The following is a 12,288-nucleotide window of genomic DNA, read 5'->3' as shown; positions in this document are numbered from 1 at the left end:
CGCGAATCCAGGAGGCCGAGGGGCTGTCGGCCGTGCTGTCGGGACTGCCCCGAACCCGCCGGGAGACCGAGGCGTGGCTCGATGCTTTCGTCGATGGCAACCGGTTTACGATCGCCGTCTTCTTCCCCCTGATCGGCGCGATCATGTTGCTGGGGAGTGCCGAAAGTTGGTCGTTCATTCCCGCGCCGCTGCGGTTCAACGTGCCCCTAATCCTGTTCGGGACGATCGTGATGGCTGCCCCGCTTATCGTCGGCGTGATTCCGGCGATCGATCGGCGGGCGCTGGGTGGTGTTGGGGTGTTAGTCGGCTACACCTACCTGATCGAGTACGTAGGCGTCTCGACCGGCTGGCCCTACGGTACCTTCGAGTACGGGATCAGTCTCGGGCCGATGATCGGTGATATTCCGGCAGCGCTGCCGGTCTTCTTCCTCCCGATCGTCCTCAACACCTACGTGCTCTCGCTGCTGTTGCTCGGGGACCGCGGCGACTCGCGGCTGTTCCGACTCGGTGTCGTGGTTCCGGCGGTCGTGGCGATGGACGTCGTGCTCGATCCGGCCGCGGTCTCGCTGGGGTTCTGGGAGTATCTGGACGGTGGCGTCTTCTACGGCGTGCCGCTGTCGAACTACGCGGGCTGGGTATTGAGCGCGGCCGTCTCGGTCGGTGTCCTGGACTGGACGATCGACCGCGGCGTGCTCGACGCCCGACTGGCCCAGTGTGAGTTCCTGTTGGACGATCTGGTGAGCTTCGTCATTCTTTGGGGCGTGATCAACGCGTGGTTCGGCAACTGGTTGGCTGTCGGTGTCGCACTACTGTTCGGCGTGGCGATCCTCCGGGCCAAGCGGTTCGACGCTGGCCTGCTCCGTCCCTCAACTGGAATCTACGTTCCCTGCGTCGTCGACCGGTAGTCGGTGCCTACCGGAGTGACGACCGGCAAAACGGTAACAGTAATGAGTGTTCACTCGATCTATACGCGTATGGATGACGGCGACGAACCCCCGGGTCGACCCTGTCCACTCTGTGGGTCCTCGATGACCCACCGCCACTGCAAGTACGTCTGTCCGACCCACGGCGTGGTGTACGACTGTTCGGACACCTTCTACTGAGAGTCTGCGAATCCGGTCGAATATCAGTTACAATCAGTCTGTGTACGAACTGTTATGTTGATTGCGTCCGTATGTAGACGTATATGCTGTGCCGCCGGAACCGGCCGACGAGACGACCGATGGCTCCCGGAGAGCTATGGTAGAAGACACACAGATCGCCCGGAGCAAAGCGATCCAACAGCGGACCGGGAAAACGTTCCACGTCGCCACGCGACTGTTGCCACAGCGGATCAGAGAGGCGACCTACGTGCTGTATGCCTTCTTTCGTGTCGCCGACGAAGTGGTCGACGACGCAGGCGACGTCCCGCCAGCACAACAGCGGGAAGAACTCGAACGGATTCGGGCCGCCGCACTCGGCGAGATCGACACCGACGATCCGGTCCTGTCGGCGTTCGCGGAACTCCGTGAAGAATACGAGATCGATCCCGAGGACGTCAACACGTTCGTCGACGCGATGGCCTCGGATATCGAAACCGACCGCTACGAAACCTACGACGAACTCGAAGCCTACATGGACGGCTCGGCCTCTGCCGTCGGGCGAATGATGACTGCGGTCATGGAACCCGACAACCCAGAGCGGGCGCTGCCCCATGCGACCGCGCTCGGTGAGGCCTTCCAGCTGACGAACTTCCTCCGAGACGTGCGCGAAGACATCGTTGAGCGCGACCGGATCTACCTCCCGCAATCGACGCTCGACCGTCACGGCGTCACCAACGAGCAGCTCAAAGCCTTCGAGATGGACACCAAGGTCGCCGCAGTGATGCAGGACGAACTCAACCGCGCCGAACAGCTATACGCCGAGGGCGTCGCTGGTATCAAATACCTTCCCGAAGACTGCCAGCTCGCGGTCCTGCTTGCAGCCGTTCTGTACGCCGACCACCACCGACTCATCCGCAACCGGGAGTACGATGTGCTCTCGGAAACGCCGCAGCTCACCACCGCCCGGAAGCTCGCACTCCTGGCCCGAACGCGCTGGCAGTGGGTCTGGAACAAAGACCCCGAGGCCGTGTTCCGAAATATCACCGACGGCAAGGGTCGCGGCGGCATGTTCACTCGCGGGGCGGAGTTAGTCGACCGGCTACCGGTCCGGTAGTTAGTGACTACTGCCGTGGTCGGCCGCGAAATCGATCACAGGATGCGTTTGCCGAGAGCGCTGGCAGCGAGTTCGGTCGCCAGCTCGGCGGTTTCGTTGGATCGGTCGAGGGTCGGATTCACCTCGACGAGATCAAGCGACCGGATCGCCGATCTCGCGGCGACCTGCTCCATCGCTGCGTGAGCCTCCCGGTAGGTGACGCCGCCGCGAACCGGGGTCCCGACGCCGGGGGCCGCGGTCGGATCGAGCCAGTCGAGATCGAGGCTCACGTGGATTTCGTCGACGCCGTCGGTCGCCGCCTCAAGGGCGTCATCGACGACAGCAGTGATTCCTCGGCGGTCGATATCGGACATGGTTAAGACGGTGAGGTCTCGCTCCTCAAGCAGGGCCCGTTCGGCCTCGTCGGCGCTCCGAAGCCCCACGAGGACGACGTTTTCCTCCCGAAGATTCGGTGCGGTCGCCCACTCCAGCTCGCCGAACTCCCCGATGCCGAGGAGCGCCGCCAGCGGCATGCCGTGGATGTTGCCCGACGGCGAAGTAGAGGGCGTGTTGAGATCCGCGTGGGCGTCGAACCAGATCGCACCGATCGGGCTGGCGGCCGCAGAGCCGGAGACCGAGCCGATCGCAACCGAGTGGTCGCCACCGAGCACTACGGGGAGTTCGCCCGCCGCAAGTGCCGATTCGACGGTTTCGGCCAGCTGCGTGCAGACGGCTTTCGTCTCGTCGAAGAACCTCGCCGTGCCGGTGCGGAGCGACCGCGTTTCGGGATCGCACTCCTCGGCATACGGAGCCCGGATATCGCCCGCCTCGACCGGCTCGACACCGGCGGCTCGGAGCTGGTCGGCGAGTCCGGCATACCGGATCGCCGACGGCCCCATGTCGACGCCCCGCCTGTTCGCCCCGTAGTCGGTCGGCGCACCGATGACTCGTACGATCTGTTCCATGCTCACGGGAGAGGTGGCGGCTACTTAGCAATATGGGTGCTCGAAGTCGGTAACAGACATCGCCGTGATCGACCCACACGTATGCGACATGTGAGTCGACACCGAGAGTCGCTAGATCGATTCCAAATGGTGAGCAGAAGAGATAACGAACGCGTTGGTCACACTGAATTGTTACTAGTTTTCCATCGGATTTATGAACGATCCGCTCCAAACGGGTCGTATGTCATCAATCGAGCTCACACCGAGCCAAAAAACGATCCTGACTGCGCTCACAAATCTTCACCGACAGACCGAAGACGCGGTCAAAGGCGAAGACATCGCCGAGGAGGTCAACCGCAACCCCGGCACGATCCGCAACCAGATGCAGAGCCTCAAGGCCCTCCAGCTGGTCGAGGGTGTCCCCGGCCCCAAAGGCGGCTATAAGCCGACCGCCAACGCCTACGAGGCCCTCGACGTCGACGAGATGGACGACGCGGCATCGGTACCGCTGTTCCACAACGACGAAACCGTCGAGAGCGCAAACGTCGAGAGCATCGATCTCTCGAGCGTTCACCACCCCGAACTCTGCCGGGCCGAAATCCATCTGCAGGGGTCGGTTCGTGACTTCCACGAGGGCGACGAAGTGATCGTCGGCCCGACGCCGCTGTCGAAGCTCCGCATCACGGGGACGCTGGATGCCAAAGACGACACGAACAACATTCTGATTCTGCAGATCGACGATATGCTCGCGCCCGCCGAAGATCCGGCCCACTAATCGGGTCGGTTCCGGCGTCCTATTGGATTCCCGCTGCAGCAGAGTTACGGCGACCGAACGGTATCTACTAAAAAGCGTCTCGACCTATCTCACATATCGCTCCACGCCTTCGCGGCGCGTTTGAGCGAGGTGATATCCGAGATCCAGCGGCAGGCGATCCCCTTTTTGAGTGCCTTGGCGGCCGGGCCGCCGAAGGTGTTGACCGGAATCCCCTTCACATCGTGGGCGACTGCCTCCTCGCCGACCGAGATGACCGTTCCCTTGTCCGTGTGTTTCCAGGATTTCAGCGGCGCGCCGCGGACGGCGCGGGCGAGGTTCTCGCCTGCGACCTCGGCGGCCATCCAGGCTGCCTGTGCGGTCGGCGGCGCGACGTCGTCGTTGCCCTGATCGATGAGGGCTGCATCGCCGATGGCGAAGACGCGCTCGTCGCTGGTCTGGAAGTCCGACTCGGCAAAGACGCGGTTCGACCGCTCATCCTTGTCGAGGTCCGTCTCGGCGATCTCCTCGCGGCCGGTGATGCCGCCGGTCCAGACGAGCACGTCGTAATCGAGTTCGCTCTCCTCGCCGAGGGAGATGGTCTCTTCGTCGACTTCCGAGATGAAGTCGCCGGTGAGGATCTCGACATCTCGGTCCAGGAGGCGCTTTTTGAGTGCGCCCTGGATCTCGGGATCGTTGCCGGGGAAGATCTCGTCGAGCCCCTCGACCAGCTTGATGTCGAGCGGCGCGCGGTGGAGATCCCGGTACTCGGCGATCTCACCGGCGACCTGGATGCCCGAGAGCCCGGCCCCGCCGACGATCACTTGGGCTGGCTCACTTTGGGTCGCCTCCTCGCCCGCGCTCCGAATGGCCTCGTGGATGCCGCGGGCATCGTCCAGACTTTTGAGCGTGTGTGAGTGTTCTTCGAGCCCGTCGATGCCGAAGAAGGCCGTCGAACTGCCGACGCCGACCAGCAGGTAGTCGTAGTCGACACTTTCCCCGTCTCGGAGTTCGATCGTCCGCTCGTCGGTGTCGACGCTCGTGACGCGGTCCCGGATGAAGTTCGTCTCCGGGGATTTGATCTCATCGACCGGGATGGTGACCTTCGACTCGACCTGCGGATCGCGGATGACGCGGTGGGTCTCGTGGAGAATGAGGTGGTAATCGTGTTCCGAAATCCACGTGAGTTCGGCCTCGCCCTCCTCGATTTCGTCTTCGAACGATTGGACCGTCCCAGCGCCCGCATAGCCCGCACCGACGACGACAACATGCTCTGTCATGTGTGGGTGTGCGACGGCATCGAATAAATCGGCTTTGAAACAGCGGTCGACTGGATCCCCTACAAAACGAGAGCTAAACCATTGCTTCAGAGCCACAGACGCCCACAAACTACGTATTTGCTCAATCGAGTGAGAGACCAGCATGCCACTGATTCACACCCAACTCACGCTTGCGCTGGTCCATCCGGGCCAGCAGGGCGACCGCGAGGCTCGCGGTTTCGGCGGCCCGCGCGTCACCCTCGGTTCGGAACTCCCCCGTTTGGCGGTTGGCGTACACCGCACAGACCGCGCCAGCCCGCAAGTCGTAGAGCGACGCCAGCGTCAGGATGGTGGCCGCCTCCATCTCGATGTTCTTCACGTTGGCGTTCCGCAGGGTCTCGACGAGGTCGTCGCTGCCGGGGGCCTCGTAGCCGTCGAAGCCGGGTCGGCCCTGGCCCGCGTAGAAACTGTCGGCGCTCATCGTGAGGCCGACGTGGTAATCGTAGCCCAACCGCTCGGCGGCGGCGATCAGCGCCGAGACGACTTCATGGTCGGCGACTGCCGGGTAGTCGTTATGTATATACTCCTCGCTGGTGCCCTCCTGGCGGACTGCGCCGGAGGTGATGACCAGATCGCCAACATCGATCTCGGGTTGGATCGCCCCACAGGAGCCCACCCGGATGAACGTCGCCGAGCCCGCGCGGGCGAGTTCTTCGAGCGCGATCGCCGCCGAGGGGCCGCCGATCCCCGTTGAAGTCGCCGAGATCGGCGTCCCATCGTAGCGGCCAGTTGCCGTGCGGTACTCGCGGTGGCTGGCGACTGTCCTGGAGGAATCCCACAGGTCGGTGATCGTCTCGATGCGGTCGGGATTGCCCGGCAACAGCACGCTGTCGGCGACATCGTCGCCCGTGACTTCGAGATGGTACTGGCGGTCGGCGTTGGGGTCCTCGCTATCGCCGGGCACCGCCCGGCTGTCCGTGGAACTCCGTTCCACGCTATTACCGGGCACCGACTGATCCGCGCCGACTGGCTCGTCTCCATCCGGCGGTGTCGTCATCGGTCCTCGCCCCGCTGTCGGCTGGCATCGTCGAGTGTTTTCTCCGAGATCGTATTCGGAAGGAGTTCCCCCAGCGTGTAGGTGTCGACCCTTTCCCCGCGGTCGCAGACGATCTCCAGGTCCTCGTCGGCGAACTCCGCGAGGGTTTGTCGACACATCCCGCAGGGCGTGACCCCATCGCGGGCGGCGGAGGTGACCGCGAGGCGTGTAAATTCCCGGTGGCCGGTTTTGACGGCCTCGGCGACCGCTACTTCCTCGGCGTGGAGGCTGTTGGAGTAGTTGGCGTTCTCGATGTTGCAGCCGACGAAGACGCCGCCATCGGCGGTGCGAAGCGCTGCGCCCACTCGATACTCCGAGTAGGGGACGTGGGCCGAGTCCAGCGCCTCGCGCGCCCGTTCGATCAGTGAGTCGGTCATACCGTATGCCCGTAGCGGGCGAATATATAAGCAGGGGCGAAACGGAAAGGCTCTCCACCGCGGGCCACCTAGGGAAAGTATGAGCGAGGAATCGGCACCGGGCGTCAGTGGGTTGGGGCGGCGTATCCTGCTTGGTCTCGGCGGCGGACTGGTCCTGCTGGGCGGGCTGCTGGGATTTATTGTCGGTGGCAACGGCGGTGAGACGCTGACTGAACTGACGCTCTTCGGCGTGCTAACGGTGCCTGTCTCGCCAGGGGCGATGACGCTCTACGGAATGGTCGTCGTCGCGGTCGCCATTGCCCTGCTGTATGGGGCGGTGTCGCTGGCCTCGCGGTACGATACCAACGCACAGTGAGATGTGGGACGGTTTTTCAGTCTCGGCCCCGTAGCGAGGGTATGGAAACGCCGACCGGTGAGGCTGACTCCGACGATGGCTCCGCTACCGAGGGGCCGTCTCGGGACGACATCCTCGACGAGGAGGTTCTCGATTCCGGCCGGAAACGAAAACGGGCAGCCCTCTATTCGCTGCCGTTCCTCCTGCTCGGCCTCGGCAACGTCGCCCTGATCCTCACGTGGGGGCTCGAACCGCTGTGGGCCTTCCTGCTGTTGCCGCCGATCCTGTTCTGTACGGTGTTGACCTACATCGTCTTCAGCACGGACTTCCTCGACGGACGGGAAGGCGTCCAGTAGGCCGGTATCCGACGCTTACTGCCCGGTATCGTACTTGTAGGTCGCCGTCTCCGAATCGATCCCGAAATCCTCGGCCGTTTCGTCCGGCTCCGCCGCGCCGTCGTCAGCACTCGCAGTCTTGAACGCCTCGCGGAGCCGCTCCGGCATCTCGAAGGCTGCGACGTCGACCGCCAGCGGGACGACCGCCCCATCCAGCTGCTCGCGTTTGCGCGCCAGGCGCTCGACCAACTGATCGGGAAGCAGTTCCGGGTCGACCTGATCGAAGCCAAATTGGGTGAGGTAGTCGGCCTGGTCGGTCAACACATAGACGGTGTCAAAACCCTCGTCGCCAGCCTCAGCGATGAGCCGCTCGATGACGTGTGCGCCGACGCCCTGGCCACGCCACGGTTCGAGTACGCCGATGCCGGTGAGTTCGCAGGCTTCGGGCTCGCCCGGATGGACCCGAAGCCGCCCGAAGCCCACCCGCGTGTTGGTATCCTCGTCGACTGCCAGCACGTAGTCACGCGACCGGAAGGCCTCCGCGTCGATCCCCAGTGCGTCGATCCGGTCCAACAGCCACGCCTCGTCCCGGTTTTTGGCATCGCGGACGTACATACCTCTCAGTAGCAGCCCGACCACTAAACATCCTCGGGGCCTACAGCTGAAATCGCGTCGTCCTGGAGACCATCCCTGAACGGACCCCGGCCACCATGGCGTCAGTATAACAGTGGGAGCGACTACCCTCCCAAGTAGTCGCTTCCAGTGACAGAGACCTGCGAACCCCCCAGAGGTACACTCAGAATCTCTGTCACATGGTGCTCGGTCGGGACCAATAAAAAATACTACGGTTATACTAAGATGTTTGACATATTGTAGTATTTGTGTGTTGATCCGGTCAGCCGCCTTCGACGGCGTGGTCGCGTGGCGAGCAGCCGACTGTGTTGGTATGGTACTTGTAGCTGGAGCCGTACAATCGGCCATGGACCGACGGACACTCATGCGGGCGGCCGCGGCCGCGACCGGCTCGGTCGGGCTCGCGGGCTGTCTCAGTGACGACGATGAGCCCACACCGGAGCTGGGAGACGGGCCACCGCGGTACGATCTCCCGCCGTACAGCGAGCTGACGCCCGCCGAAACCCACACCGGGGATGGCGTCGTCGTCTGTCACCTGCGGCTGTCGGCGTTCGGGCCGGTACAGCAGGCCCTCGACGCCCAGCGACTCCCCGATGATCCGGTCGCCGAACTCCCACTCTCGAGTAGTGAGCCAGTCGTTGCGGCCGTCGAGACGATCACTAGCTATCCGTTTGCGGCCCCCCTCCGCCAAGCAATCACCGACGCCGCCGTCTATCGAGCCGACGACGGGACGGTGACCAACCACACGATCGTTGCGACCAACGAGACGGTCGAGGGCTCCTGGAGGACGAACGGAACCGCTATGAACGGAACGAGGCCTGGCAACGAGACGGCGGACAACGGGACGGTCGAAAACGGAACGACCGGTAACACGACCATCGAAACGACGGCCGACGGTGAGATCGACACCGGAATCGAGGTCACTGCGGTCACGCTGATCGACGACCTACTGCTCTTCGATGGGAGCTATGACGGATCGATCTTCGAGAACCGATATACGACCGAGTTCCAACAGGTCGACCAACAGCGCAGTATGGCGATCTACGAGGACGGCTCGGGGCGGGCCTTCGCCGTTGGCGACGATCTACTTGTCGTGCCGACCGAAAACGCCGACCGAGAGGCGTCCGGCGACACCGTCCTCGCCCACACCCTCTCGGGGTACATCAACACGCTCGATCGGATCGTCGACGACGAAAACGGCGAGTGGCTCTTCGAGACGACCGGCCCCACGGCGTTGAGCCTCGGCGTCTGGGGGGCCGACGAGCCGCTCGCACGCATCGCCGAGACGGTCGGGACAACTCCCAGCAGCACCGACGACCCGGTGTTCGATGGCCTCGAGACGTTCGTTGCTGGGCTCGAACCGACAATCGACGCCAGCGGAACCATCACAGGCGTCGAGACACGGTTTTCCGGGCTGTTCCCGACGGAGGCCCCGACCGAAGACGAACTCCAGGACGGTCTCGCCAGCGGGGCCGACTCCACCGAGAAACACCGTAACGCGCCCCGAGTCCACCTGACGGCGCTGTTCGGCGATACGTAGGTGTCTGTGGTCGCATACACCGGGCGGTCCATGGTAGCTCGTCCCGCGCAAGCCTTATTTATATAGGGGCGTTTCGAACAAAGGCAATGGCAAACGGTACGGTTGATTTCTTCAACGACACTGGCGGCTACGGTTTTATCGACACAGAAGATGCTGACGACGACGTGTTCTTCCACATGGAAGACGTCGGCGGTCCGGATCTCGAAGAGGGCCAGGATGTCGAGTTCGACATCGAGCAGTCCCCGAAAGGCCCACGCGCGAATAACCTAACCCGTCTGTAAGTTCGCCTCGCGAACACTCACAGACAACTACATCTTCCTTCATTTTTCGACCGGCGAGAGGCATCTCGACCCCGCGCGTTTCGACTGTTTGTAGCGACAACGGCCGCAACCGTTGACAGCCATCCGTTCCTGGAGCGGTCGGTATCGGCAGTCGGATCGGCACTGAATTCTGCGTCTGGCGAAATAGTTTTGTAGTAGACGACAAATCTATTTTTTAGATGAGTCTAATTCAGTTGCAGCACGGCAGCGACAGGTGGGGGTGGATCCTCCGTGGCGAGTGAGATCGTCGACATCTTCGTCTTCTCGGTACGGGACAGCTACCTACAGGTCAGTGCGTTCGTCGCGGTCACGGTGCTCCTGTTCAGTTATATTCAGTACCGAACTCGAGGCAAACTAACCGCCAAACTCGGTGACAACAGCCGGATCCAGCCGCTCGTCGGGGCGCTGCTGGGGCTCACGCCCGGCTGTGGTGGGGCGATCGTGATGATGCCGCTCTACATCCGCGGGACGGTGAGTTTCGGCACGGTAGTCGCGACGTTGATCGCCACCGCCGGGGACTCGGCGTTCGTTATCCTCGCGTTAGCCCCCGAGGCGGCCTTGTATTCCTACGGCATCACGTTCGTGACGGCGGTCGTCTTCGGCTACGCGGTCGACCGCTTCGGGCTGGGCGTCGGCCGGGTCGACCGCGCGGTCAGCCAGCTCAGCGAGCCGATGACCGACGGCGGTGCCTCGGTCAGCGTGATTGGTCGGAGTTCGAATCCGGCCCACGCCTACGAGGGCCCCTCGCCAGGGCACAGCCACGATACGGGTCCCGATCGGTCCTCCCCCATTCTCACACCGCTGAGCCACGCGCTCCACGCCGTCTGGTGGCTCGCGGCGGCCGCCGGGTTCGTGATCGGCATCCTCTATTTGCTCCGTGGAGCCCCCGACATCCCGCTCGTCTTCGAGGGCTCTTTTGACGGGGCGTTCACCGTCGTGGGGCTCACCGGCACGACGCTGTCGGTGTATCTCTACCTCGTCGGTCGACACTACATCGGCGAGGGCGAGATCGGTCGCGCCCGCGAGTCGTTTGCGAGCCTCTATGGGACGTTCCAGCATGCGGCGATGGAGACGAGCTTCGTCACGGTCTGGGTGCTTGCGGCCTATCTGCTCTACGAGTACCCCGTGGCACTGTTCAGTCTCGATATCGCCGCGGTCGCGGCCGCCGCGGGCGTGCTCGCACCGATCGGCGGGGCCTTGCTCGGGGTGATTCCGGGCTGTGGCCCACAGATCGTCCTGGCGAGCGCCTACGCACAGGGCGGGATTCCGTTTTCGGCGCTCACCGCGAACGCGATCAGCCAGGACGGCGATGCGCTATTCCCGCTGCTCGCCATCGACAAAAAGGCCGCCATCGTCGCCAGCATCTACACGACAGTGCCCGCACTCGTCGTCGGTGTCGGGCTCCATCTGCTCTGGGGGCCGCTGTTCGGCTTCGGCGTGCTCGCTGGCTGAGCGGCGGCTTCGGTCGTGTTAGCTCGACACTCCGGGTGTGACACCGGTGAACTCGAAGCGTGCACCGCCCTCGGTGCCGTCGGTGATCTCGACCGCCCAGCCGTGGGCTTCGGCGATCTCTCGGACGATATTCAGCCCGAATCCGGTACCGTCCTCGTTGGTCGTGTAGCCTGCCTCGAAAATCTCTCCACGCTCGGCTTCGGGAATGCCCGGCCCATCGTCCTCGAAATAGAAGCCGCCATCGAGCGTGCCGAGATGGATCGAGACCGTCTCGCCGACGTGTTCGATACTGTTGCGAATCAGGTTTTCCAGCAGCTGTCGACACCGGCTCGGATCGGCCATCACAGTGATCTCCTCGGCGGTCGACAGGGAGGCGTCGGCGGTCTCGACGGAGTCCCAACACTGGGTCACGAGCGTCGCGAGGTCGACCGGTTCGGTCTCCTCGACGGATTTGCCCTCGCGGGCCAGCGTGAGCACGTCGTCAATGATCGTCCCCATCCGGTCGAGGTTCCGCTCGATGACCGCGGCGTGGTCGCTGTCGACCATCTCGATGCGGCCTTTGGCGACGTTCAGCGGGTTCCGCAGGTCGTGGCTGACGACGTTGGCGAACTGCTCCAACCGCTCGTTCTGTCGGCGGAGCTCCTCCTGTTGGTGGTGGCGTTCGAGGCCGTAGCGGATCGTCCGGTGGAGGACGTTCTCGTCGACGTTGTCCTTCACGAGGTAGTCTTGGGCCCCGCGTTCGATCGCCTCGACGGCCGCAGCATCGTCCTTCAATCCGGTGAGGACGATCACCGGAACCGGCCGGTGGTCACCGCTCTCGATGGCCTCGTTGTAGCGGTCGAGCGTCTCCAACCCGCTACTGCCAGGAAGGCCGAGATCGAGCAACACCAGATCGTAGTCGTCGGTTTCGAGCGCCTCGATTCCCTCGTCGAGCGACCTGACGTGGCTCACCGTCGCGGGTGGAAACGACTCGCTCCGGCTGGTGGTGAGGTGGTGTTCGAACAGCTTGGCGTCTCCAGGATTGTCCTCGATAAGGAGCAGCCTGACCCCGTCGTCTGCGGTGAGCGACATC

15 protein-coding genes are annotated in these 12,288 nt (G+C 63.5%); 9 read left to right on the top strand and 6 right to left on the bottom strand.

Annotation, left to right across the window (positions count from 1 at the left end; genetic code table 11):
• Positions 1-5 precede the first annotated feature (5 nt).
• The 3 genes from cruF to NO877_RS07765 all read left to right on the top strand — a co-directional run bounded on the left by cruF (position 6) and on the right by NO877_RS07765 (position 2,196).
• Positions 6-905 (top strand): bisanhydrobacterioruberin hydratase, encoded by a 900-nt coding sequence (gene cruF, locus NO877_RS07775; protein WP_321169425.1) that lies wholly within the window; start codon positions 6-8, stop codon positions 903-905.
• A 69-nt stretch (positions 906-974) separates the two neighbouring features.
• A complete protein-coding gene (locus tag NO877_RS07770) occupies positions 975-1,103 on the top strand; it encodes an HVO_2523 family zinc finger protein (RefSeq protein ID WP_256395751.1) in 129 nt (42 codons plus the stop codon).
• Positions 1,104-1,239: 136 nt separating this feature from the next.
• Entirely contained in the window at positions 1,240-2,196 is a 957-nt protein-coding gene (locus NO877_RS07765; protein ID WP_256395750.1) for a phytoene/squalene synthase family protein, read from the top strand.
• 35 nt (positions 2,197-2,231) lie between these two features.
• Here NO877_RS07765 and rocF read toward each other — a convergent pair whose 3' ends face one another.
• Complete coding sequence (rocF, locus tag NO877_RS07760; protein ID WP_256395749.1) at positions 2,232-3,140, bottom strand: arginase; 909 nt, start codon at positions 3,138-3,140, stop codon at positions 2,232-2,234.
• A 220-nt stretch (positions 3,141-3,360) separates the two neighbouring features.
• On the opposite strand from rocF, the gene NO877_RS07755 reads away from it, so the two are divergent.
• Positions 3,361-3,894, top strand: coding sequence for an Rrf2 family transcriptional regulator (locus tag NO877_RS07755; RefSeq protein ID WP_256395748.1), 534 nt, complete (start codon positions 3,361-3,363; stop codon positions 3,892-3,894).
• Between the two features lie 89 nt (positions 3,895-3,983).
• On the opposite strand, the gene NO877_RS07750 is transcribed toward NO877_RS07755, so the two are convergent.
• The 3 genes from NO877_RS07750 to cdd all read right to left on the bottom strand — a co-directional run bounded on the left by NO877_RS07750 (position 3,984) and on the right by cdd (position 6,602).
• Positions 3,984-5,150, bottom strand: coding sequence for an NAD(P)/FAD-dependent oxidoreductase (locus NO877_RS07750; protein WP_256395747.1), 1,167 nt, complete (start codon positions 5,148-5,150; stop codon positions 3,984-3,986).
• 121 nt (positions 5,151-5,271) lie between these two features.
• The gene (locus NO877_RS07745) at positions 5,272-6,093 is read right to left on the bottom strand and encodes a nucleoside phosphorylase (protein ID WP_256395857.1); all 822 of its coding nucleotides are present in this window, start codon (positions 6,091-6,093) and stop codon (positions 5,272-5,274) included.
• An 89-nt stretch (positions 6,094-6,182) separates the two neighbouring features.
• Complete coding sequence (gene cdd, locus NO877_RS07740; protein WP_256395746.1) at positions 6,183-6,602, bottom strand: cytidine deaminase; 420 nt, start codon at positions 6,600-6,602, stop codon at positions 6,183-6,185.
• Between the two features lie 79 nt (positions 6,603-6,681).
• Between cdd and NO877_RS07735 the strand changes: the two genes are divergently transcribed.
• Complete coding sequence (locus NO877_RS07735) at positions 6,682-6,957, top strand: DUF7520 family protein (RefSeq protein ID WP_256395745.1); 276 nt, start codon at positions 6,682-6,684, stop codon at positions 6,955-6,957.
• A 41-nt stretch (positions 6,958-6,998) separates the two neighbouring features.
• Positions 6,999-7,292 (top strand): DUF8142 family protein, encoded by a 294-nt coding sequence (locus NO877_RS07730; RefSeq protein ID WP_256395744.1) that lies wholly within the window; start codon positions 6,999-7,001, stop codon positions 7,290-7,292.
• Positions 7,293-7,307: 15 nt separating this feature from the next.
• On the opposite strand, the gene NO877_RS07725 is transcribed toward NO877_RS07730, so the two are convergent.
• Positions 7,308-7,886, bottom strand: coding sequence for a GNAT family N-acetyltransferase (locus NO877_RS07725; RefSeq protein ID WP_256395743.1), 579 nt, complete (start codon positions 7,884-7,886; stop codon positions 7,308-7,310).
• 364 nt (positions 7,887-8,250) lie between these two features.
• On the opposite strand from NO877_RS07725, the gene NO877_RS07720 reads away from it, so the two are divergent.
• The 3 genes from NO877_RS07720 (at position 8,251) to NO877_RS07710 (ending at position 11,216) form a co-directional block, all read left to right on the top strand.
• The gene (locus NO877_RS07720) at positions 8,251-9,444 is read left to right on the top strand and encodes a hypothetical protein (protein WP_256395742.1); all 1,194 of its coding nucleotides are present in this window, start codon (positions 8,251-8,253) and stop codon (positions 9,442-9,444) included.
• An 86-nt stretch (positions 9,445-9,530) separates the two neighbouring features.
• Complete coding sequence (locus NO877_RS07715) at positions 9,531-9,725, top strand: cold-shock protein (RefSeq protein WP_253737383.1); 195 nt, start codon at positions 9,531-9,533, stop codon at positions 9,723-9,725.
• Positions 9,726-9,995: 270 nt separating this feature from the next.
• Positions 9,996-11,216 carry a putative manganese transporter gene (locus tag NO877_RS07710; RefSeq protein WP_256395741.1) on the top strand — a complete coding sequence of 407 codons (1,221 nt, stop codon included), beginning with the start codon at positions 9,996-9,998 and terminating at the stop codon, positions 11,214-11,216.
• Between the two features lie 18 nt (positions 11,217-11,234).
• On the opposite strand, the gene NO877_RS07705 is transcribed toward NO877_RS07710, so the two are convergent.
• Positions 11,235-12,287, bottom strand: a complete 1,053-nt coding sequence (locus NO877_RS07705) for an ATP-binding response regulator (protein ID WP_256395740.1) — start codon at positions 12,285-12,287, stop codon at positions 11,235-11,237.
• Position 12,288 lies beyond the last annotated feature (1 nt).

Source organism: Halohasta litorea (assembly GCF_024494645.1).
Classification (GTDB): Archaea; Halobacteriota; Halobacteria; order Halobacteriales; family Haloferacaceae; genus Halohasta; species Halohasta litorea.
This window is presented reverse-complemented; position numbering and strand designations above follow the sequence as displayed.